Below are 21200 nucleotides of genomic sequence, written 5' to 3' on the forward strand. Positions count from 1 at the left end.
TTACACTTCCACTCCCATTAATGAGCTCCTCCGCGGATGAGCGGTTTGTATCTGAAAGCTCTCACCCTTTCTGAAATGTGGCAGGCTTCGCAGTCCTGTTCAGTTGGATGCCCGTTAATGTCGGCACTGGCCTGGGATGTGACGTGCACTGCACCGGGACCGTGGCACACTTCACAGCCGGCATTCTTCAGATGCGGAGTCGATTGCTCACTCACAAAGCCGCCCGGTTTGCCGTAACCGGTCGTATGGCAAACATAGCAGCCGCGAATTTCTTCCTCTGTGAGCTCTTTCCGAAGCCTGACGATGCTTTGATAGGAAGAGCTCTTCTTGGCATGGGAGGTGAAAGCGCGGTATTCCTTTTCGTGGCACTGCTGGCACGCCTGGGAGCCGACATAGTTTATGGGTTGTGCAGGAGGTGCTGCCGGTAATTGAACCGGCAGACAGATCGAAACGGCCGCCAGGAAACCAAAAGATAGACAGGTGACGTAATACTTGCGAAGGATCATGGCCCTGTCACTCCTTGAAAGCGGGTTGTGCCGATGCGGATGCCTGCTCGCTGCAGCAAGGAGATTGGCTGAAGATATGGCTTAACGCGTCAAATCCGTGCCGATGATACCTGTGTCAAGAAAAATGTTTAAGCAAATCCTGTGCCCTTCCACCTCGGGGGCGTCACAGGAGAATGGCATGGATCATGCATTCTTCGGCAATTCCACGCCGACCGATGAGACCCAGGTGGGATGCCGAAGGATCTGCAGGGTCTACAATTTCTTCGCCAGCTGCCGGGCGGCTATCAGCACGGGGTCCCACAGGGGCGAGTAGGGCGGCGCATAGCTGAGGTCCAGCCCGCTGACCTGCTCAGCCGTGAAGCCGGCGTGCAGTGCCGTTGCAATGATATCGATGCGCTTGGCCGCCCCCTCACATCCGACAATTTGCCCACCCAGCAGACGGCCACTGCCCTTTTCAGCCAAGAGCTTGACGGTGATCGGTCCGCTTTCCGGGTAGTAGCCGGCACGGGTGGTGCTCTCTATCACGGCGTCGGCAAACTCGATGTGTTGCTCGGTAATCTCCTTTATCTGAAGTCCTGTGCGCGCCACTTCGACGCTGCACACCTTGGTCACCGCCGTTCCCACCACTCCTGCAAACTCGGCGTTGCCTCCCGCGATGTTTTCACCGGCTACCCGGCCGTGTTTGTTGGCAACCGTTCCAAGGGCCACATAGAAGGGTTTGCCGGTGACCAGATGAAAGGACTCGGCACAATCCCCCGCCGCCCAAACATTTTCTATTTCCGTTTGCATCCTCTTGCTGACTTTTATGGCCTTTTTCTGTCCCAGAGTCATCCCCGCCTCGTCGGCAAGCGCCGAGTTGGGAGCCACACCCATACCAAGGATCACCACATCGGCAGGAATCGTACGCTGGTTTGTCACTACCGCCTGGACCCAGCCGTTTTTCTGGTCAAACCCTGCGACTGCTTCCTCCAGGTAAAGTGTTGCTCCCTGCCTGCGCAGAGCCGCGGAGACCAGTGCACCCATGTCCAGATCCAAAGTTCCCATGACCTGCGGCGACCGCTCAACCAGAGCCACTTCGATGCCCCGCAGCAGGAGTGCCTCGGCCATTTCCAGTCCTATGTAGCCTCCGCCGACAATTACTGCCCGCCTGGGCTCTCTATCATCGACAAGGCGGCGCGCTTCGATTCCGCTCTGCAGCGAATTGATCGACAGCACGCCATGGGCGTCAATGCCGGGGATGTTGGGCTTGAGAGCGGATGCGCCGGTCGCAATGAGCAGCTGATCGTAAGGTTCCAGCCACTCTCTTGTGGATTGAAGGTCGCGGACTCTCACCTGCTGACGGCGGATGTCCAACTCGATCACCTCGTGCAGCGTCTTGACCTGGATATCGTGTTTTTCCTGAAACTCCTCAGGAGTCCTTGCAATAAGCGATGCAACATCGTCGACAACCTTGCCGACATAATAGGGAATGCCTCATGCGGCGTAAGACGTGTAACGCGTACGTTCGAAAGCGACGATTTCCAGTTCCGGTTTGCGACGTCGAGCTACCGAAGCAGCACTCATCCCTGCGGCATCTCCACCGATTACAACGAGTTTTTCTCTCGGCATGACCCCTATCCCCTTCTTATTACGTTGACTGGAGCTCTCGCCTCTAGTTTCTTAGAATCTTAAGCGCTATCCAAGATGTGTGCAATCATTCTTTTCACAGGGCCTCAGGAGTTGGTCCGAGGCGCCCGGTTCTATGTCGTTCCGCTGCCGGACCGCCGCCATCCGCGCAGGAATTCAAAAATGCTCACGGATACTGGATTGCGGCGTTCACCGCAATAACTGAAAAGCCTGCAAATTCACTACTCGGGCAAGCTCCAGGACTTGTTCGCAAGGGGGCCGAAGACGCTGGCGAGGAGGGGGGGTATGTGAGGGTGCAGGGAGGGCTGGCATTGCCAGGATCAACAGGACAATGGAAGCCGGGCATATCCAAGAGATCCTGTTGATCCGGTCTTATTGGTTATGTTTTACTCTGTGCTTAATTTTTCTTTTTCTCTTTTTCCTTCAGATTCAATGTCTGCTTGACGATGCTCTTGTCGTGCTCGAAGTCGACCACCCGCTGCAACATGATCTTTTGTGCCGCCACCGGACCCGCGCCGTGCCAGGTTGCCACGCCGTGCTGGCCAGCTGTCCAGTGTTGCAGGAGCTTGTGCACTTTTAGTATGTTCTCCGTCGGCTCATCCGAGCCGAAGCTGAAGAATTCGGTTACATAATCTTTGGTTTCCGGATTCTTGAGCTCCTTGAGGGACGGCATGGTCACAATCAAGCCCCCGCCGATGTCGCCGGCCAGCGCCATGGCCCGCCAAAAGGAATTGCAGATATTCAGTTTGGCCACATTGCCCATCAATTCATCCGGCAGGTAGACGCCCGATCCGGGAGGCTCCTCCTGGCCCTTGTTGGCGGCTGCCAGGCCACAGGCGCGGCCCGTCTCCCGCAAAACCACCATTTCAGTCAGCTGGTCGTTGATATGGGTGACTTTATCGAGCCCCTTATATTCCTGAATCAGCTTGCAGGCCCCGATGATCTGGTTCATGAAACCGACCTTGCAAGTGCCTCCGCAGGTCATTCGGTGGGTCTTGGCAAAGCGCGTGACAAACTTGACGGAGTATTTGGTTTCCCCGCAATGGAACACGCGATCCCATGGCACAAACACGTTGTCAAAGATCACCATGGAGGTCTCTCTCTGGCCGAACCTCGGATTGCCGAGTTCATCCAACTCATCGGCATTGTCTCTTTCTGCGGAGTACGGGGAGTACTGGCACACATAGGTGATCCCTTCAGCATCTGTCGGAATCGCAAAGGCGATGGCGTAGTCTTCTTCTCCCGGCCCATGCGCCGACTGAGGCAGTACGACCAATTCATGGCTGGCGAACGCACCGCTGATATTGATCTTTGCACCCCGCACCACAATGCCGTCGGCGTTCTTGTCTACAACCTTCAGGGACAGAAAGGGATCCGGCCAGTCCAACGTCCTCTGGCTGCGCTTGCCGCGTGGTTCCGTCAGTGCTCCGGCTACGGAGAGGTCTTTGCGCTGTATCATTTTGAGGTATTCCAGGAACCTGGGGTGGTACTCGGTGCCCAGATCCCTGTCCATTTCCCAGCAGGTGCTGGCCAGCGAGTGAAACGCATCGTATCCGACACAGCGATAGATGCAGGTTCCGAGCATTTCCGCAGTGAAGGTTCCGGCTTCCGCTTTCTTGACCAGGTCGTCGGTATTGGTGCTGACGTGGGTGTAACGGTTCACCACGTCGTCGATGAGCGGTGAATAGCAGGACATGATATCCTTGTAACGGGGATCGAGGGCCCATTCATAGCTGGCCTTATTGGCTTCAACCACGGTTCGGGTATTTCTGTTTTCCAGTATGCTCTCCACTTTCTTACCATTCATGAACACTCGGGGCTTGAGTGCTTTCAGGCTGTCTTCAAACTGTTCCGGAGTCATAAGAGCCATTGCTTTGATCCTTTCCTGTTGTAGAGTTCGCGATTCAATCCCGGCAAAAAAAATATTTCCTTTGCTACCCTCTGTGAAGCTTCTGCAGGTCCCTGCGCCAACCGGCTGTGGCCGGTTCAAGGACTCAAGCGGCGCAGATAGTCAAGCAGAGCATTGATGGTTTTGTCCAGATTGGCGGGAGACTTCTCCATGCCGTAAATGATGGTGGCCCCCAGCATGCCGGCAAAAATCATTTCGGTCACCGCCCTGGTGTCCGTTTCTTCGCGCAGTTCGCCCGATTGTTTGCCCTGTTCAAGCAGCCGCTGAATCAACGACTTCAGGCCAACGAACCCCTCATTGACCGCCTGGGCCAACCTGGGCCTTTGATCATCCAGTTCGACCGAGAAGGTTACAAAAATACAGCCGCCCGGCAGGCAGGTGGTGTCTTTAAGGTACAGGTCCCGATAATTTTCCAGCAACTTTTTCACCTTGGCGACCGGCTTGGAAATCTGGTCGAGACCGGCCAGGTTCTTTTCCCGCCAGATTTTACGTGCCTCGTCCAGTACGGCGAAAAAGAGCTCCTCTTTGCTCTTAAAGTGGTTGTACAGTCCTCCTTTGGAGGTGTTTGCGGCGGCGAGGATATCCTGGATGGAGGTGCTCAGGAAACCTTTCAGGGAGAACAGCCGCAGCGATTCGTAGACGATTTTATCTCTCAGTTCCATGGTGCCCTTTCTCTGCACGCAACAGACAGACCGGTCGGTCTGTTGCCTTTTATAGAAAAATGTTTTGATGATGTCAAATGATTTCTGGAAAATTTCTGGAAAATTTTGTGCAGAGGGTTTCCCGCTCGAAACCGACGGCGTCGCGCCACGAAGGGGAAATCGAGGGTAGCTTGTTCCCTTGGGCCCGAACAAAAGGGTGCAAATTGTCGCCCATTGCCGGTCGGCAACCGGCCGTTCTTTGTTATCTTCAGATTATGCAATACATGGCATGTCTTTTGCCAATCCAGCTGATAAGTGGCAACGCCCTTGAAGGTCATCTTAGATGGGCATTTGCTTCAGTCACTACACAGACAAGGAGGTACAATCATGCCAGGAAGAGACAGAACTGGCCCGATGGGATTTGGGCCCATGACCGGAAGAGGTTTGGGATGGTGTGGTCGAGTCGGCGCAGGCTCCTACCGGGGGTATGGAAGGTTCGACACGTTTGGCTGGGGCCGGGGAAGGGGCTGGAGGAACCGCTATTACGCTACTGGAATGCCGGGCTGGGCCTGGTCAGGCTGGGGCGGTCCATGGGGGGGAGCGTCTCCCTTTCGGGGTGCGGCCGCCGGCGAGGATGAACTGAACAGCCTGAAAAACTATGCGGCGGGGCTTGAAGAAGAACTCGCCAACATCAAGGCGCGCATGGCGGATCTGGAAAAGGAGCAAGAAGCCCGGTAACCGGCGGCAACTTAGCTGCAGTGATGCTCCGGAGGCCGCTTGCCGGCGACCTCCGGATTTGTTTGAATGGTGTTCAGATGACAGGGGCATGGAACCAGAGGTGGCGAATGAAGATTGCTCTAGCAGCGAACCGTCCCAACATGGATGGAGAGATAGATCCCCGATTCGGCAGGTGTCGATATTTCATTTTCATCGAACCTGACACCCTGCGGTATGAAGTGGAGGAGAACCCCAACCAGGGAGCTGCCAGCGGGGCCGGCATCAGCACCGCTCAGTTTGTTGTCAACAGAGGCGCACAAGTGTTGATAACCGGCAACATTGGTCCCAATGGCTACAGGGTGCTTTCCGAGTCCGGCATTCAGGTGTTTACGGGAGTGAGCGGTGGTCTTCGAGATGTCATGCAAGCCTACCAATCCGGCGATCTGAAGAGCTCCTCGGGGCCGACCGGAGGCATGGGAATGGGCCGTGGAGCAGGGCAGGGCGGTGGTATGGGCCGTGCCAAACTTGGCGGACTGGGTATAAATCAAGGTGAAGCGTCCTGGCGGGCGGGCGACAAGTTCAGAAAGATCCTGCAAAAGAGCGACAGTTCCAGAGATGAGATAGCATTGCTCAAGGTACAGGCTGAAGTGCTTGCCAACGAGCTGGTCAAGATCCAGCAGCGCATTCAGGAAATGGAAAATCAATGATAATGGGTCGGGCGCGGCCGGCGGCTGCTTCCAGCGGCCGGACACCAAGCGCCGGGAGGTGGCGGTTGAAGGAGCCTGTCCGAGCGCGCGTCGAGTCCGTCATGGGGACGTATTACCGCCGCCGCTGCAGGAATCCGGGGAAGCCCATGGGTGTTGGATTGCGGCCTTGGGCGGAATGACTGGAAAGCCTGCCGACTCAATTCCCGGACAGGTTCCCGGGATGTACCGCACAGGCCAGACTCAGGTATCTGCCGTTTTCTGCAAACATGAGCCTTTTGTCCACCATCATTTGCAGAAACTTCAGCAGCCGTTCTTCGCCAAGGCTGGGGAAATGTCGCCTGATCTGCCCGAGTGATCGATGCGCTGCACAGTAGAGATAGATTTCCCTGGATCTTCCCTCGAGCCTGTGGGCAAGTGCAGGGGACTGGTGCTGCCTTTGGGTTATGATCATGAATTCCGGGGCCGTTCGAAAGCTGAGAGCCGGTCCGGCACCAGGGTCTTTATGCAGGCCGGCATAGATCGCCTTCCAGGTTTTCAGCTGCTTTTGCACCGGTTTCCAGATTTTCTTCTGATGATTCAGGTTTCCTCGATAACCCTGGATCATGAAGTCCACTGCGCCTACCATTTCGGCTGGGAGCAGCGCTCGGTAATTGGGATGATTAAACCTCGCGCTGATTCCGAAAGCACCCGGGGACAGCCAGACGGGACTCCCAAGCCCAAGCCAGAACTGCACCGCCTTAAGTGGTCTAAAACAAAGAGCGAACTGCAAAACGCGCAGCGTTTCCTGCACATCGGCTTCGTCGCTGCCGGGAAAACAGAGGATCAGGTTGGAATTGCTTCTGATACCCAGTTCCTCGCAATATTTCATGGTCTGTAAATTCTGGATGGCCGTGGTTCCTTTGTTCATTTTCGCTAACAGGCGCGTGCTGAGCGCCTCTATCCCCACCTGGAGCTCCTCAATCCCAGCGGCTCTCATGATCTGCAGCCTTTCTCTTGAGGTGGCGGCACGGATTTCGGCGAACAAACGCAAGTCCTTGGGGATCTTACTCAAATCGGTGAAGATCTTGGTGCTTGTCTGGGTGGGCAGCACATTGTCCGTAAAAGCCACTGAAAAAGTCTTGTGTCGGCTGCTCAGCTGATCGACCTGCGCCGCCACTTGTTGTGGGTGTTTTGAGCGGTAGCCCTGCCATTGCACATTCAAGTTGCAGAAGGCACAACCGGACGGGTTGTCCGATCCACGACTTTGCTTCCACCAGCAGCCGCGGGAAATCTCAAACGGAAGCGTAGGGAAGAAGGTGCCGTTGGAACCCAGGCGTTTCAGGAGTTTGAAATAGTCATCAAAGTCGGGGATGGGGAGAGCACTGAGGTCTTGCACCTGCCGACAAGCGGTGAGGGTGCTGTCGGTCGTTGTTTGACGCGAAACCACCCCATCGATGGAAGGTATCTTTTCAGGGGGTCGAGGTTTCTCCCTGTGATGCTGAACAAGTTCTGTCAGGGGGAGTTCGCCTTCGCCGACGATGATAAAGTCCACCTGAGGGAAAACGGTCAGCATTTGTCCGGCTGATTGTGCGGTGAAATTTGAACCGCCGATGACGATGGGTATACTGGGGATCCGCTGCTTGATCCGCTGGAGGAAAAAGATGCTGGAGGTGAACTGACAGAGGCAAACCGAAAAGCCCAAAAGGACTGCCTTCTGCCAGTCGATTTCGGCAAGGCAAGCGTGAGATGCCTGCTCGACCCTGCGGCTCAGATTTTCCAGACCAATTGTTTGCAAAAGAGGGCTGGATCTGGTTTCGGCGTTGAAAACGCGTTGGATGCTTTGCATCTGCTGGGGGTAGAGGAGACTTGCGTAAATGCTTTCTGCAAGCCAGCTTCTCTTGGAAATCTCCCGGTAAACTTCGTAGCCAACGGCTGCCGCTACCTTCAAGTAGAGATGGTGGGCTGCTACGGTCACGTCGGGTAAGTGTTTTTTCAGGTAAGCCTTCAGAGTTCCCAGCTGGATTGAGGGATAATTGAATAAAGGCCATGGAGCCGATGCGAGAATCACTTGATCGGGTGATGGTTTTGCTGGGTTCATAGTCGTTGTGATCTTGTGTAGTGTGGAATCGATGGTGGTTTCAACAATATCGACGTGTGCCTTCGAATTCCTCTTCCCCGCAATCCCGCCGGTTACCCGCACATGGCCCCGCAGCACGCGGGGCACGCTCCCTCTCCCCCCGCGGGAGGAGAGGGTCGGGGTGAGGGGGGGGAGGGAGGTGAATGCCGGGCCTGGCGCGGCACAATTTTCAAGGGGTCTCCTACAGAAGGGCGGCGGCCAAAAAGGTCTCGGTTTTAACGTGCTTCATGCAGCCTGTAAAATGGTCTCCAGTTTCCGGCGACTTTCGGTAAATTCTCCGCTGAATAACGGTTTACATTCTTCCAGTTTTCGCTCGTTTTTCAATAACTTTGTGGCAAAGGCCAGGCACGTGGGCTCTGCGCACTCTCTGCAATTGGTTTTTGGCAGTTGCCTCAGTACTTCCATGACATTGAGCTTCATCGTCGTCCTCCTTCATTGTTTTTGGCTATCGTTGCTCGTGCCCATGTTGGATCGCGATGCTGGATCCTTGGCTCTTGAGCGGTATATCCGTAGTTGTGTACCTGCCCGATTGGTAGGCATCGACGACCCCTTGAATCGTTCCCGATATGCCGGTAAAGACTTTGATCCGTCCTTCCCTGCAACGCCTTTCATTCACCGGGGCAACGGGTTTCAGCGTGACAGCCGTGGAGCGCTTCGGTCTGCTACCGGTAAGGCGCGCGGTTCAAATAGGAGTTCAAAACTAATATACGGAACTTTTCGGATGTTCTGGAGCGGACGATCAGTTGTTTGGGGAAAGCAGCCGCGACCTATAATGACCGCCGGAGCACTGCAGCGTGTCGCCTGAACAATGAGGAATGAGGCACAGCAACGCTTGCGTCACGTCAAAGGGCAACCTGCGATGCCTTGTGCCGATGGCAAAATCAGCAGGAGATCTCGTTGGAACGAGCCGTGAGAGGAGCCACGGAGTCGGATTCACCGTCCGATCTTCATCAGCCGTTTGGGTCGCACGTGAACTGTCTCGCATGAAATTCTAGCAATACTCGTGTGCAAATTCAAGGCATGACAGCATTGCGCTCCTCGCGTGGGGGCAGAATTTTTTATTGTCGTGTCATGGCCCGTCCGCATTCGGGACACTTCATCTGGGTGCAGGGAGTGCCCTGAGCATGCGGGGCGGTCGCGCCACACGCAGGGCAGATGCAGTTTCCTCCGGGGCCGCCTCCGCGTCCGCCCATTCGGCCTCCCGGTCCTCTTCCCTGGCCTTGCCCGGCCCCTCTCCCTTGCCCTTTTCCCTGGCCCCTGCCGGATTCTTTTCCTTGACTTTTTGGCATCATTTCTCTCCTTCTTTGGCGGGTTTGATCAAGCATTTTACGATGACAATGTTTCTGTCTGCAGCCTGGCAGACGGAAGTAAGAATCTTCCAGCTGATGCAGCTGATAGGCCTTCAGCACCTCCGGAATATTTCCCGCTACTCCACAGATTATCTGAAGATTGAGATGGCCGGCATACCTCAGCAGGTCCGGGCTCAACGCCCCACAGATCAGCGTTGTGACTCCCCTGTTGCGCAAGATTCTGAGACGTTCGAAAGGGTTGGCCACATCGGTGAAGAGTTCCTCCTGGCACACAGTGCCGTCCAGGTGGTCCTTGGGAAAAAGCAGAACCCTCGAGCACCAGTTGAGAGCCGGAGCCACCCGTGATCTGAAAATGGGGATGGCAAGCATGGAAAATCCTGTCTAATGTTCGGCTTGTGATTGCATATGATTGTGGATGGCCGCCTGCAATGTTTCCGCAGCCAGCACAGCACAATGTTCGTGTTCTTCGGGAAGTTCTCCCAACACTGCAAAAATGGCATCCGCCCCGATTGTCACGGCCTCATCCAGGGTCTTGTTGAGCGCCAGTTCTGCAGCGACTGAGCCGCACGCAATGCTGGCTCCGCAGCCGTCGGTATAGAAGCTCGATTCCTTTATCGATCGCATTTCGATTCTCAGGTAGATTTCCATGGATTCGCCACATGGACCGGTTACTCGAGCCGCACCAGTGGCATTGGGCAGTTTGCCGAAAAACCTGGGTTGGAGCCATCTTTTAAACACGCCTGAGCCATAGACTTCCTTGGTTTCCGCAAAAATTTGCCGTTGACACTGATTAACGAATTCATCCAACTTACTTGCCATTAATCTTCATCCTCCCTGTGCAGAATTTTGAGTAGTCAGAAAACTTAGCAGAGACAAGCTCGGCTCCTCTATTCGGTCCCTCTCGACTATAGGGCAAATTGAATGCCAAAACAGCTATAACAGCTATTGAGGCTGACAGCGGTGAAGATGGCGCTACTGGGCGGCGCTGTTTGGGTACTCATTGAGAGCGCTGGAGGGCTGTTCGAGTATCCTGGCTTCAACTCTTGGCCGGTGCCGGTCGCAATCGGGCGATATCCACCGCTGCCCGCTTCCGCGGTCGGCCGGAATGGCTGAAACGTGCGTGAAGCCGTTCTCGGGCGAGCCTCGGGGATTTTTAGGAACGTTGCACAAGGTAGACAAAGGGGGAGTGAGTTTGAAAACAGCGGAAAGGAGTAATCCAGAAGGTGTGCCGGGGGGATAAGGGGCGATCTGAACCTTCCTGCAACCAAGGCAGGTGAATTTAGTCCCTTTCCCGAGCCATCGAGCAGATCCGTGGGTTTCCTGCAAACGCAGGCGGGCGGGTTGTAACGCCCGCCCGCGTTGCAGTTGCACCATCCACGGGGCATGGGTCAGGCTGCGCTGCGGCCCGCGAGAAAAAACATCCCCGGGTTTAGCGACATGCCCTCAGGATATGGCCGCCTGACCTGCCGGCCTGATGTGGCTCATCCCGCACCGCTCCACTACTTCTTTGACAAACTTATTTAGGGAATTGGCAAAGGGACCTTCGGCGCCCAGCTCCAGAACAGATTTTCCCTGGTCACCCGCTTCAACTACGCGCGGTTCAAAGGGCAGGCTGCCGAGGAAATGAACGCTCATTTTAGTGGCGGTTTTGACGCCTCCTCCCTTGCTGAACAAAGCGATCTCTTTATTGCAGTGGGGGCAGATCAGGCCGCTCATATTTTCGACCAATCCAAGAATGGGCATGTTGACCTTGCGACAGAAGTTGATCGATTTTCTCACATCGGCCAGAGCGACCTCCTGGGGTGTTGTGACAATGACTGCGTGCGCATCGGGGATGGTCTGCGCCACGCTCAGGGGTTCGTCGCCGGTCCCCGGCGGTGAATCGATCACCAGAAAATCCAATTCCCCCCAGGCCACATCGGCAATGAACTGTTTGATCACTCCGTGCTTCACCGGGCCACGCCATATCACGGCCGAATCCCGATCCTCGAGCAAACATTGGATCGAGACAACCCCCAGATGATCGTTGTAAGCCCGTGGAACCATGCACTTGCTTTCCTCATCCATCGCAAACATTCCGGTCACCCCAAGAATGCCGGGGATGCTGGGACCATGCAAGTCCACATCCAGCAGTCCCACTTTGTAGCCGTGCCCGGCAAGGCCGAGGGAAAGGTACGCAGCCACGCTGCTCTTTCCCACTCCGCCCTTGCCACTCATGATCAGCAGTTTGTTTTGAATACGTTTCAAGTGGTCGCGCAATTTCTTATCATCTTCGGTTGGTCCGCTTGATTGATGATCTTGATTCACTGAACAGTTACTCATTCGCTTCACTCCTAAAGTAGTTGCAGATACCGGACGAAAAATTACCCCGCATAGCTCTTGGCTCCTGCGACCGGCTGAACCGATCCTGGAATCCCGTGCCACTTCCTTTTGATCCAGGCGCGCGTTGCGACCTGCCGAGATGCGGGCTGCTCTGTTGCCAAATGAACAGTTCCAGATTGTCTTCTACCAAAGAATGTGCCAAGTGGCACAGATAGTCAACATTCAGAGCTCTTTAAGAAAACGAGAGGGTGTGGCGACCGCTGCATGCAATTTAGGGAACAAAGTGCACCTTGCCACTTTCCCGCCAATCGCGGCGCCCGGGCGACCTCAGGCAGCCGAACAGATGACCTCACCCGCAGCCCATCGTCTGGCCGCGCGCGATTTTCAGGGGCACAAATGTTGCACAATCTGAAATATTTGACCCGGACCATTGTAAATTAAAGAGAACAAAGGAGGAAGATTATGAAGAAGGTGGCTATCGTTGGGTGCGGCGCTTATATGGAGAGCGGCTACGGTTGCCCTGGAGAGTGGAGGTGCCTCAAGGCGGCTGCTATGGGTGAGGGCAAGTTCGACGAGCCTGCTCAGGTGGTTTCCTTCGTCAAGTGCGAATGCCCCGGTCGCAGCCTGGCTCCCAATGTGGGAATGGCAGCCAAGCTGTCGGAAATCAAGCCGGATGCCATCTATTTGAGCTCTTGCATGGTGAACGCCAAACCCGGTTGCCCTTATGCCAGTGCCGAAGATTTTGCCAAGATACTGGAGAATAAAACCGGCCTTTCGGTGATCTTGGGCACCCACGAGTACCATTGAACTTAGAAAAAATCATCGCCTGCAACATTGTTGTTTGGAGGAGGTTTGGAGGCCGGCGTCGGCGCGCCGCCGGCTTCCCCTCGCCAGCCTCGTTACATCCAAACACCAAAGCGGAGCCTCCATAACATGGCCGGTCCCGCGGCCAGCACAACGAACAGCAGTGTGGCGCTGGCAATGCTAAGTCCAGCCAGTTGCGAGCGGTTGTACGCAGGGATTGCAACCTGCGGGAAGTCCCGCGCAACTTTAAGCCCCACCCAGAGGACACATCCTTCCAGGCAGGTCACTGCCAGCGCTCCGAACAGGGGATACCCGACCAGATGATGGTCGGCTAAGAACAGGCACCATGGGCAGTGGTGATACAACACTTGATAATGATACGCCGCCAAAACCCGAATCAATGCCAGGTAAGCCAGCGGAACCCAGAGGAGTGAAAGCCCGGTGAGTGCAAAACTCAGCGGTGAACTCGGCGGGGATTTTGCCCGCCAGACTCTCAGGCCGAGGACAATGAGCAGTATGCCGGCTGCCAGGAATACTGCCACCATCCATGCATCGGGTAGACTGAGGAGGTTACCCGTTGCCGGGGCAAGGGAACGGACCTGGTCGTAGACGACCGCACAGCAATCCACCGGCTGATGAGTGTCAAGGGCCATGACGGCGCGCACGCTGTCCAGATAGGCCAGGAAGAGAACAGGGACAAGCAGCAGGCATCCCCGGCCGCTCACCGTTGTCAGGGGGGCGTCCGGGTGCGCTCGATTCAGCCGATCCACGCTGCACCACACGTACACGATGACAATGGTCAGCAGGCGAAACGCCAGCGCGCGCTGACCGAGTCCTCTGCAGGCCTGCAGAACACCGGTGCCGCACATGGCTCCAGGCACCAGGGCCGGCAGTACGTTGCTGACGGCAACAATGAACAGCACGCTTGACGCCACAAACAGGAGCCCTGCGCCGCGCACCTGAACAGAAGCGACTTCGGCTTTGACCTCCAGGCGGATTTGATGCTGCTCTGCACTTTGGGGCGACCAGCTTATGACTATGCGCAAGGCAGTCACAGCGGCAGCGGAGACCATGAAAAAACTGAGGGAATCCAGGATAAGGACGGCCAGCAGGAGGGGATGCCAGATCATTCTATTCTCTTCAATTGCCCGTTTGCCAGCAGCCAGCGGTCATCGGCGATGTTGGCCTGGATGCAGCGAGCATCGTGGGCGGCAATCACAACGGTTGCCTCGTTCTCTCCGGCTGCCTGCAGCAGTTGCAGCATGACGCGGCAGCCACGCTCGTCCTGGTGGGCGGTCGGCTCGTCGGCCAGGAGAAACAGCGGTTCCCCCATGAGCGCCCGGGCCATTGAAAGTCGCTGCTTCTGTCCACCCGATAGGGTGGCAACGTTTCGTCCGGCAAGTTGGGAGAGTTCCAGTTGATCGAGCAGTGTCAGAGCGCGTTTCCGTACAGTGGCGCCGTCAAAGCCACGGGGAGCCAATGGCAGCATGATGTTTTCGAGGGCGGTGAGGTCATAGAGAAAGTGGGGGTTCTGAAAAAGCATGCCCACTTTGCGACGCCACAGGTCCCGGTATGCGCTGATCCACCTGGAAACCGGCTGCCCGGCGGCGTATACGGTGCCGGAGGATGGTCTGAGAAGGCCCGCCAAAATGTGTAGCAGGCTGCTCTTACCGGCTCCCGTAACCCCGGTTATGAGGGCTATGCATCCGGCGTGAAAACGGGCGGAAACATTCTGCAGTACAGTCTGCGCATGGCTGCCCGCACCCTCATGGATCAGGGTGACGCCGCGGCACTCGAGTCCACGGTCGATGACGTTATCTTTCATGACCTTGAAGCAAATCCTGCGGATCAGCCGCTACGCCTTTGAGAGCCGGCCACAGGGTCGCTGTTAGGAACGGCAGAATGATGATAGCGCTGATCTGGACCAACACCCAAAAAGCCCCGGAAGCGTTGATATGCAAGGCGGCGGGGTGAGTCTGCCAGCCGCTCAAAAAAAAGCCGGCCCAGGGGGATCCCGGCCAGAAAACCAGGAGGCAGGCAGAGAGCATACCGCAGGCCGCCGCAGCCATCGCCAGTAGTATGGCTCGATACATTTGCAGTCTGATCAGGTCGGTGGAGGTCCAGCCCAATGCCTTCAGCAATCCGACTTCATACCTGCGGCCGAGGCGGTCCCTGATGGTTCCTGCAACGATCAACGCCAGTGCGGTCAATGCCGGTAACAGAATAAAACCCGTCATTCCGCCGAGCCGTGCCCACCCCGCCGAATAGCTGCCGATCGCCTCCCTACGAGTGGTTATTCGCACCGGCCATGGAAATGCAGCGGCCAGATCAGGCACAATCGCCTGCTCCTCTTCTTCATGGAAGACCTCGATGGCGAGATCGCTGGCAAATCCATCTGGAACACCAAGCAATTTCCCGGCATCGGTCGCATCGAGCAGAACAATGTCGTGGGTTGCCACGCTCGTATGCGGTTCGAGTATCTGGATTATTTTAAAATTCAATGTTTCCTGACCGGTGAGGGTAATAACTGTCTGGTTCAGCTGTGAGAGTACCCCATGGCCTATCACCGCCTCCCCGGCAGCAGGCCGGCGCGAGAGCTGGTGGGCGAGCAGCAGGTCGCCTTCAAGCTGGTCCACCCCGAAGAGGGTGACCGGGCCTTCGGGACCGAGCACAGTTCCCCACAATCTGGTTCGGGCATGGACCACGCCGGGTACTGATTTGGCCAACTGCAGGGATTCCCGTTTCGGCAGGGGAACCCATCCGCCCCCGCTGATTCGCCTCACCACCAGCGACGGTCCCGCTTTCAGCAAGTCGGTTGCCTCATGGGACACAGCTTCAACCAGGAGCAATGCAGCCCCCATGATGGCAATGAGGGAGGTGAGCGACAGCACAAGCAGAAGCGCTTCGTATGGGTGGCGCATCAGGTCCCTGGCGGCCCATATCCAGAGTGGGCTGATGATCGGATGCTTCATCGCAGCCCTTCACTCACAAGGGGTGCTCGTGGTTCAAAAAGAAGTGCGTGAGGATCTGGCGGCGGGTTGCCGAGCAGTGGGGAGAAGCACAGATCAACCGCGGGATGCAAAAATTCCGGATGGCGCAATGCGTGTCCGGCCGCTATGAAGGCAGGGCTGGTGAGGTTCAAGCTGCGGGCAAACAGCCTGATGCGCTGCTGAGGAGAGCCGGCAAAAGAGGCCAATAGAATCCCTGCCGCTGCAAGCACGAATAAGATCACAATGGCACGCACGATTCGGCTGGCGGCTGTCAGTTTGTCAGGTTGCATCACGGTTCCCTCTTGCCAGGCGTTACCACTCAGGGAGTTGCTCGCTTTCCGGTGAGTTGCTGCCACTTCTCATCGGTCATTTGCTGCAGGAGAAAGGTGGCCCTGCCGCCATGACGTCTCTTGAAGACTTCGACCAGCTTTGCGTCTTTGAGCGGCACCATTGCCGGTCCCATGGGGCCGATCACATCTGAACCGGCAACCCAGGTGGCGGCGAGGGCATCGAATTGTTCCCCGCTGAAATAATCTCTGACCACAGCACGTTTGATATCCTCACGAGGAGCCGCGAGAAATGTATCCGGATGGAGCCAGGCGCGAATCATGCACCCGCTGCCGCAGAAGTAGTAAGTGCGCCCATCAGTAAGCTGCAGGGCGCTTGAAAAGTTGGGATAATTGGCTACCTTCATGGCGCATACGGGGCACCTGTCGGCATCGTTGATCTGCATGCAGCCGGTCGCGTCCAGGCCTTGCACGCCAGGCTGAGGACCGCTGGAGCGTTCCCGGGAGGCATCGGGTTGCCCGGCCAAAACCGGCGGCACTTTTGCAATCCCGCTCAGGAAAAGGGCTGCCGACCACAGGATGAGCCAGATAAGGACTAAAACCTTTGCGGAAGAATGATCGATCATTTGCGCCTACCTCGGCATGGAGCTGATTTGCTGAGCTACGAAACCCAGCAAAATAGGCGTTGGGTTTCGTCACGCGCAACGCGTGGTTCAGCCCAACTTTCTATACCAAAAACATTATCTTTAAAACTTATAATATATAGGAACGATTACTCATGGCAACGGTCAAAAGGATAGTCTCCCTGGAGGAAACGATGCTGGCGCGATGGTTGAGTAAGAACCCATGATGAGCACTGCCGATATGTTTTCCATGCTGGCTCTCGGGCTGCTCGGTACCGGTCACTGCATCGGTATGTGCGGGCCTCTTGTGATCGCGTTCCCGGCACGCTGCGGCGGGTTTGCCGCGCATTTTCTCTATCATCTGGGCCGCCTGACAACCTATGTTGTGATGGGTGGGATCCTCGGAGCACTGGGAGCCGGGTTCAGGATGATAGCGGCAGGGTCCGGCTACCTGGCCTGGATGGCTGCACTTCAGGTCGGCTTTTCGGTGGTGGCTGCCGTCTTCCTGCTGACCTTCGGGCTCATGCAGATAGATGTCCTGCATGAACCGGCCTGGCTGTCCCTGGCCACGCCCGTAAGGATACCGGGTTTTACCGCCGCCCTGAGAGCAGCCCAAAGAGCGAACAGTCGCTTTGCGCTGTATGTCGTTGGGCTGATGCTGGGACTGCTGCCGTGCGGGTTGTCCTATGCGGCGTTTGCCCGTGTGTTGCCGTTGGCGGATCCGGCCGGCGCGGGCTTTTTGTGCCTCGCATTCGGCCTTGGTACCGTCCCCGGGTTGGCCCTGGTAGGAACGGTTGCCTCCAAAATGACCCGGCGTTACAGAATCTACTCGGAATTCCTCTCGGGCCTGCTCATGATCGGCATGGCACTGTCACTGTTTGCCGACGCCATTCAGGCGCTGATCGGCCGGTCCGGGTGAATGAGATGACGCTGCCTCTGGCTTTTTAGGATAGATTGCGCTTACCGGGCAAATGGCGCTGCAGGCGAGGCAGTCAAGGCAGGGAAGCTCAGAGGGCGGCGTGCTTCCCATGAAGCCGATCACCGTCTCGAAGCCCCTGCGGGCAAAGGTGAGAACGGGATGCGCCTGTTGCCGGGTGCAAACATAGATGCACTTGCCGCATAAAACGCATTTGCCGGGATCATATTCGAGCACGGGGTGGTTCAACTGGTAGTCTGTTTCATCAAGCAGATGGTCCAGATGTTTCACCTTCAAAGGCACCTTGAGAAACTTTGCCATCTGCTGCAATGCGCAGCGCTTGTTGGAGGCACAGTTGCGGCAGTCCACCCGATGGGCGGAAAGCAGCAGTTGCAGGGCGGATCGTTGCAGCTGTCTGACGGCTTGGCTCTGCGTGGTGACAACCATGCCGTCGCGAGGTGCTATGCGGCATGAGGCAACGGTTCCGTTGACCCCTTCAATTTCCACCAGGCAGAGTCTGCAGGATGCCGGAGGATCTTCCATACCCTCCATGTGGCAAAGGTGCGGAACGTAGACGTCGTTTTCGAGGCAAACCTGGAGCAGGTTTTTTCCCGGTTGAGCCACTATTTTAGTTCCATCTATGGTCAATTGAATCATGCCCTCATTCCTATGGACAGACAAAATCAAACAGCCAGATCTCATTGGGGGAACCAGTCCACTCAGCTTTCCGGACGTTCCACGATTGGCGCCAACTCAGCGGGGGACACCTTTTTGACCGCATCATATTCGGGCGGGCAGCTCACCATGCACTCTCCACATTTGACGCATAAGCTCTGATCAATCGCCTTCTTGCGCCCCTTTGCAGTGAAGATGGCCTCTACCGGACAGCAGCCGACACAGACTTCGCAGCCGCGTGCACACTTGTCCGGGTCGATATAGAAGGCGGTCAGCGTCCGACACATCATGGCGGGACAACGTTTTTCGCTAATATGGGCCTGGTACTCTGATCTAAAGTAATTCAGTGAAGTGAGAACCGGATTTGGAGCTGTCTTGCCGAGTCCGCACAGCGATCCCCGTTGGATGTCGCGTGCCAGACTGTCGAGCACATCGAGATCCGATTCCTTGCCCTGGCCCTTAGTGATTCGATCCAGAATGTTCAGGAGATGACGTGTGCCTAAGCGGCAGAAGGTGCACTTGCCGCACGATTCGTTCTGGGTAAACTCGAGAAAATATCTGGCCACATTGACCATGCAGCTCTCTTCATCCATCACCACCATACCGCCTGAGCCCATCATGGCGCCGGCCTGGGTGAGGGAGTCAAAATCAACCGGGGTGTCAAGAAAACTTTCGGGCAGGCATCCTCCAGAGGGGCCGCCGATCTGCACGGCCTTGAACTGTTTTTGTTTGGGTACCCCTCCGCAGATGTTAAAAATGAGCGTACCGAGTGTCGTCCCCATGGGGATTTCCACCAGCCCCGGATGAATCACCTTTCCCACTACCGAGAAGATTGCTGTGCCCGGGCTGGTTTGGGCGCCGACGGAACGGAACCATTGGGATCCGTGTTCAATGATGGTGGGAATTGTGGAGAGGGTCTTGACGTTATTGATCACGGTGGGCTGGTCCCAGAGACCGTGCTGTACCGGGTAGGGAGGACGGTGTTGGGGCATTCCCCGTTTCCCTTCAACGGATTGGATAAGTGCGGTTTCTTCGCCGCACACAAAAGCCCCGGATCCCTGGAAAACGGTCACCTCCAGGTCAAACGATGTCCCCAGGATGCTCCGCCCCAAAAGATTGGCGTCTCGCGCCTGGTCAATGGCGGTTGTGATGGTTTCGACTGCGAGCGGGTATTCCGCCCTGACGTAAACAACTGCTTTTGCAGCGCCCACGCAGTAAGCGCAGATCGCCAGGCCCTCAAGCAACTGGTGCGGGTCACTCTCCAAAAGAGTCCGGTCCATGTAGGCTCCGGGATCGCCCTCGTCGGCATTGCAGATCACCGTCTTCTCAGTGCCTGGATCGGCCTTTGCCAGTTCCCATTTGCGGCCGGTGGGGAACCCGGCTCCTCCCCGTCCTCTGAGGCCCGCTTCGGCAACCATGCGGATGATTTCCTCGGGCGGCAGGCTGAGAGCCCGTGCCAGGCTTGCATAACCTCCCTTGACCAGGTACTGATTGATATCGGTTGGATCAATAACCCCGCAGTGCCGCATAACAATTCTCTGTTCCAGGTTGAATCGGGGGAAGTCGGCAACTGTCGGAATCAGATCGTTTTCTTCCATGGCCGCCAGAACATATTCAAACAGCGGGTCCCCTTCGACCAGGAACGATTTAACCAGAACCTTGGCTTTACCAGGCGTCACCTGGTGGTAAGCGATGGCGGGAAAGCCCGGGTTCTCGATGACCACAAGCGGTTCGGCATAGCAATGGCCGAGGCATCCTACCGGGATGATATCCGCCTCGATGTGCTGTTCGGCCAGAACCTCTTCAAAGGCGGCCTTGGTTTCAGCGGCTCCTGCAGCCAGGCCACAGGTAGCCATGCCTATGTAAATGCGGGGAATGGTGTCGCGCTGCTCCGGCGCCGCACACTCCCCGGCTTTTTCCAGCAGCGCTGCAAAACGTTCCTGGGGCGACTTTTCAAGATGCAGATTCACTGTCTTGTGCTTCCTTATCTCGTTGGTCTCTCTCTAGCTCAAAGTTGAAAAGAATCCCCTCCACTCGACTCGGCGCAATATGCGCCTCAACCACTTCGTCCACGACGGCGACAGGAGCGAGCGCGCAACAGCCCACACAGGCGACTCGCTCGATGCTGAACTCCCGATCGGCAGTCGTCTCACCGTCTTTGATGCCCAGTTTGCGCTCGAAGTTTTCCAGGATGATGTCGCCTCCCACCACGTGGCAGGCGGTGCCGAGGCATACCTTGATCCGGTGTTTCCCCGGCGGGTGAAAACGGAATTGGTTGTAGAAGCTGGCAACCCCATAAACTTCGCTCGGTGAGATGTCCAGATGCCCGGCCACCATCTCCATGGCGCTTGCCGACAGGTAGCCGTGGTCCTTTTGAATCGCCTGCAGCATGGGGATGAGATTGTTTCTGTGGCTGTCATAAACGGAGATGCTTGAGGCCAGCTCCTCAAGCATCGCTTCCTCTTCTGCAATCCATGGATCAGCTCTTGAGTGATTCATATTCATGGGTTTTCCTCCTCGTTAGGTTCCAGTTGCTGCACAAGATGACGGAGCCGCTGTGTTCGACATGGAGGCTTTCCCTTCGAAAGCAACCGCATCAGCATTACCGCAGTGGGCGCACGCCCATTTTTCCTGTTTCCCGCTCATTGCAATCCTCCTTTTCGCCCCTCATACGAGAGCAAAACTCATGCCGCATAGGCGGTGCTGGTGGGTTGCCCTTGCTGCTACAATAATGAAGCAATTCATCCCTTGTCAGCGATTGGGCGGAACATTATGCATCCTGCAGATTACCCCATGGAACAGTTTGATTCCAAATTGCCCGGATGGGACTGATTATCCGATGTTCCGGCGGCAGAAGAGATGTCGCATGCCGGGCAGGGAAAACTGCCCGAAGAGCAGATGGACGAACCCTTCACAATTAGATTTTATTAACGTAAAATCCATTACTTGCATGGTAAGCGCGGGGTGATGGATGATTTCTCGGCGGAATATACGGTGATTGACCGCTGGCATGTATCTTGCCTTTTCTCGTCAGTGTAAAACGAATGTAAT

General features: G+C 56.2%; 21 protein-coding genes. 4 read left to right on the plus strand and 17 right to left on the minus strand.

Features of this window, described 5'->3' with window-relative positions; genetic code table 11:
* Positions 1-17: 17 nt before the first annotated feature.
* The 4 genes from K1V27_RS17930 to K1V27_RS17950 form a co-directional block, all read right to left on the minus strand.
* Entirely contained in the window at positions 18-506 is a 489-nt protein-coding gene (locus K1V27_RS17930; RefSeq protein WP_258931433.1) for a cytochrome c family protein, read from the minus strand.
* A gap of 252 nt (positions 507-758) precedes the next feature.
* Positions 759-2114 carry an FAD-dependent oxidoreductase gene (locus K1V27_RS17935; protein ID WP_353740613.1) on the minus strand — a complete coding sequence of 452 codons (1356 nt, stop codon included), beginning with the start codon at positions 2112-2114 and terminating at the stop codon, positions 759-761.
* Positions 2115-2529: 415 nt separating this feature from the next.
* Positions 2530-4002, minus strand: a complete 1473-nt coding sequence (locus tag K1V27_RS17945) for a 4-hydroxyphenylacetate 3-hydroxylase N-terminal domain-containing protein (RefSeq protein WP_258931435.1) — start codon at positions 4000-4002, stop codon at positions 2530-2532.
* Positions 4003-4118: 116 nt separating this feature from the next.
* Complete coding sequence (locus tag K1V27_RS17950) at positions 4119-4703, minus strand: TetR/AcrR family transcriptional regulator (protein WP_258931436.1); 585 nt, start codon at positions 4701-4703, stop codon at positions 4119-4121.
* A gap of 366 nt (positions 4704-5069) precedes the next feature.
* Here K1V27_RS17950 and K1V27_RS17955 point away from each other — a divergent pair, with 366 nt between their 5' ends.
* Positions 5070-5420, plus strand: coding sequence for a DUF5320 domain-containing protein (locus tag K1V27_RS17955; protein WP_258931437.1), 351 nt, complete (start codon positions 5070-5072; stop codon positions 5418-5420).
* Between the two features lie 107 nt (positions 5421-5527).
* Complete coding sequence (locus K1V27_RS17960; protein ID WP_258931438.1) at positions 5528-6106, plus strand: NifB/NifX family molybdenum-iron cluster-binding protein; 579 nt, start codon at positions 5528-5530, stop codon at positions 6104-6106.
* Positions 6107-6302: 196 nt separating this feature from the next.
* Here the strand turns inward: K1V27_RS17960 and K1V27_RS17965 are convergent, their stop codons facing one another.
* From K1V27_RS17965 to K1V27_RS17985, 5 genes are all read right to left on the minus strand, one after another.
* Positions 6303-8309 (minus strand): RiPP maturation radical SAM C-methyltransferase, encoded by a 2007-nt coding sequence (locus K1V27_RS17965; RefSeq protein WP_258931439.1) that lies wholly within the window; start codon positions 8307-8309, stop codon positions 6303-6305.
* A gap of 138 nt (positions 8310-8447) precedes the next feature.
* The gene (locus tag K1V27_RS17970) at positions 8448-8642 is read right to left on the minus strand and encodes a (Fe-S)-binding protein (protein ID WP_258931440.1); all 195 of its coding nucleotides are present in this window, start codon (positions 8640-8642) and stop codon (positions 8448-8450) included.
* 638 nt (positions 8643-9280) lie between these two features.
* A complete protein-coding gene (locus tag K1V27_RS17975) occupies positions 9281-9901 on the minus strand; it encodes a NifB/NifX family molybdenum-iron cluster-binding protein (RefSeq protein WP_258931441.1) in 621 nt (206 codons plus the stop codon).
* 12 nt (positions 9902-9913) lie between these two features.
* The gene (locus K1V27_RS17980; RefSeq protein WP_258931442.1) at positions 9914-10351 is read right to left on the minus strand and encodes an iron-sulfur cluster assembly scaffold protein; all 438 of its coding nucleotides are present in this window, start codon (positions 10349-10351) and stop codon (positions 9914-9916) included.
* A 624-nt stretch (positions 10352-10975) separates the two neighbouring features.
* Complete coding sequence (locus K1V27_RS17985; protein WP_258931443.1) at positions 10976-11854, minus strand: Mrp/NBP35 family ATP-binding protein; 879 nt, start codon at positions 11852-11854, stop codon at positions 10976-10978.
* A 462-nt stretch (positions 11855-12316) separates the two neighbouring features.
* Here K1V27_RS17985 and K1V27_RS17990 point away from each other — a divergent pair, with 462 nt between their 5' ends.
* Positions 12317-12661, plus strand: a complete 345-nt coding sequence (locus tag K1V27_RS17990) for a CGGC domain-containing protein (RefSeq protein ID WP_258931444.1) — start codon at positions 12317-12319, stop codon at positions 12659-12661.
* Positions 12662-12753: 92 nt separating this feature from the next.
* Here the strand turns inward: K1V27_RS17990 and K1V27_RS17995 are convergent, their stop codons facing one another.
* Genes K1V27_RS17995 through K1V27_RS18015 form a run of 5 tightly spaced genes read right to left on the minus strand, consistent with a single transcriptional unit; the run spans position 12754 to position 16561 of the window.
* The gene (locus K1V27_RS17995) at positions 12754-13788 is read right to left on the minus strand and encodes a hypothetical protein (protein WP_258931445.1); all 1035 of its coding nucleotides are present in this window, start codon (positions 13786-13788) and stop codon (positions 12754-12756) included.
* Positions 13785-14483 carry an ABC transporter ATP-binding protein gene (locus K1V27_RS18000; RefSeq protein WP_258931446.1) on the minus strand — a complete coding sequence of 233 codons (699 nt, stop codon included), beginning with the start codon at positions 14481-14483 and terminating at the stop codon, positions 13785-13787. The genes K1V27_RS17995 and K1V27_RS18000 overlap by 4 nt, the downstream gene beginning before the upstream one ends.
* Positions 14473-15630, minus strand: a complete 1158-nt coding sequence (locus K1V27_RS18005) for an ABC transporter permease family protein (protein WP_258931447.1) — start codon at positions 15628-15630, stop codon at positions 14473-14475. Before K1V27_RS18005 ends, K1V27_RS18000 begins: the two co-directional genes overlap by 11 nt.
* Positions 15627-15938 carry a hypothetical protein gene (locus K1V27_RS18010; RefSeq protein WP_258931448.1) on the minus strand — a complete coding sequence of 104 codons (312 nt, stop codon included), beginning with the start codon at positions 15936-15938 and terminating at the stop codon, positions 15627-15629. Before K1V27_RS18010 ends, K1V27_RS18005 begins: the two co-directional genes overlap by 4 nt.
* A gap of 29 nt (positions 15939-15967) precedes the next feature.
* Positions 15968-16561: a nitrous oxide reductase accessory protein NosL gene (locus K1V27_RS18015; protein WP_258931449.1), complete on the minus strand. Its 594-nt coding sequence runs from the start codon at positions 16559-16561 to the stop codon at positions 15968-15970.
* 220 nt (positions 16562-16781) lie between these two features.
* Between K1V27_RS18015 and K1V27_RS18020 the strand changes: the two genes are divergently transcribed.
* Complete coding sequence (locus tag K1V27_RS18020; protein WP_258931450.1) at positions 16782-17477, plus strand: sulfite exporter TauE/SafE family protein; 696 nt, start codon at positions 16782-16784, stop codon at positions 17475-17477.
* Here K1V27_RS18020 and K1V27_RS18025 read toward each other — a convergent pair.
* The 3 genes from K1V27_RS18025 to nuoE form a co-directional block, all read right to left on the minus strand.
* Entirely contained in the window at positions 17430-18131 is a 702-nt protein-coding gene (locus K1V27_RS18025; RefSeq protein ID WP_258931451.1) for a 2Fe-2S iron-sulfur cluster-binding protein, read from the minus strand. The two genes, K1V27_RS18020 and K1V27_RS18025, sit on opposite strands and share 48 nt — an antisense overlap.
* Positions 18132-18193: 62 nt before the next feature.
* Positions 18194-20119: an NADH-ubiquinone oxidoreductase-F iron-sulfur binding region domain-containing protein gene (locus K1V27_RS18030; protein WP_258931452.1), complete on the minus strand. Its 1926-nt coding sequence runs from the start codon at positions 20117-20119 to the stop codon at positions 18194-18196.
* Positions 20103-20654, minus strand: coding sequence for an NADH-quinone oxidoreductase subunit NuoE (nuoE, locus tag K1V27_RS18035; RefSeq protein ID WP_258931453.1), 552 nt, complete (start codon positions 20652-20654; stop codon positions 20103-20105). Before nuoE ends, K1V27_RS18030 begins: the two co-directional genes overlap by 17 nt.
* Positions 20655-21200 lie beyond the last annotated feature (546 nt).

Source organism: Desulfoferrobacter suflitae (genome assembly GCF_022603395.1).
GTDB classification, from domain to species: Bacteria; Desulfobacterota; Syntrophobacteria; order Syntrophobacterales; family Syntrophobacteraceae; genus Desulfoferrobacter; species Desulfoferrobacter suflitae.

Coding starts and splice junctions, on each gene's coding strand:
- K1V27_RS17930 (WP_258931433.1), bottom strand. CDS start 506: ATGATCCTTCGCAAGTATTACGTCACCTGTCTATCTTTTGGTTTCCTG.
- K1V27_RS17945 (WP_258931435.1), bottom strand. CDS start 4,002: ATGGCTCTTATGACTCCGGAACAGTTTGAAGACAGCCTGAAAGCACTC.
- K1V27_RS17950 (WP_258931436.1), bottom strand. CDS start 4,703: ATGGAACTGAGAGATAAAATCGTCTACGAATCGCTGCGGCTGTTCTCC.
- K1V27_RS17955 (WP_258931437.1), top strand. CDS start 5,070: ATGCCAGGAAGAGACAGAACTGGCCCGATGGGATTTGGGCCCATGACC.
- K1V27_RS17960 (WP_258931438.1), top strand. CDS start 5,528: ATGAAGATTGCTCTAGCAGCGAACCGTCCCAACATGGATGGAGAGATA.
- K1V27_RS17970 (WP_258931440.1), bottom strand. CDS start 8,642: ATGAAGCTCAATGTCATGGAAGTACTGAGGCAACTGCCAAAAACCAAT.
- K1V27_RS17975 (WP_258931441.1), bottom strand. CDS start 9,901: ATGCTTGCCATCCCCATTTTCAGATCACGGGTGGCTCCGGCTCTCAAC.
- K1V27_RS17980 (WP_258931442.1), bottom strand. CDS start 10,351: ATGGCAAGTAAGTTGGATGAATTCGTTAATCAGTGTCAACGGCAAATT.
- K1V27_RS17985 (WP_258931443.1), bottom strand. CDS start 11,854: ATGAGTAACTGTTCAGTGAATCAAGATCATCAATCAAGCGGACCAACC.
- K1V27_RS17990 (WP_258931444.1), top strand. CDS start 12,317: ATGAAGAAGGTGGCTATCGTTGGGTGCGGCGCTTATATGGAGAGCGGC.
- K1V27_RS17995 (WP_258931445.1), bottom strand. CDS start 13,788: ATGATCTGGCATCCCCTCCTGCTGGCCGTCCTTATCCTGGATTCCCTC.
- K1V27_RS18000 (WP_258931446.1), bottom strand. CDS start 14,483: ATGAAAGATAACGTCATCGACCGTGGACTCGAGTGCCGCGGCGTCACC.
- K1V27_RS18005 (WP_258931447.1), bottom strand. CDS start 15,630: ATGAAGCATCCGATCATCAGCCCACTCTGGATATGGGCCGCCAGGGAC.
- K1V27_RS18010 (WP_258931448.1), bottom strand. CDS start 15,938: ATGCAACCTGACAAACTGACAGCCGCCAGCCGAATCGTGCGTGCCATT.
- K1V27_RS18015 (WP_258931449.1), bottom strand. CDS start 16,561: ATGATCGATCATTCTTCCGCAAAGGTTTTAGTCCTTATCTGGCTCATC.
- K1V27_RS18020 (WP_258931450.1), top strand. CDS start 16,782: ATGATGAGCACTGCCGATATGTTTTCCATGCTGGCTCTCGGGCTGCTC.
- K1V27_RS18025 (WP_258931451.1), bottom strand. CDS start 18,131: ATGATTCAATTGACCATAGATGGAACTAAAATAGTGGCTCAACCGGGA.
- nuoE (WP_258931453.1), bottom strand. CDS start 20,654: ATGAATATGAATCACTCAAGAGCTGATCCATGGATTGCAGAAGAGGAA.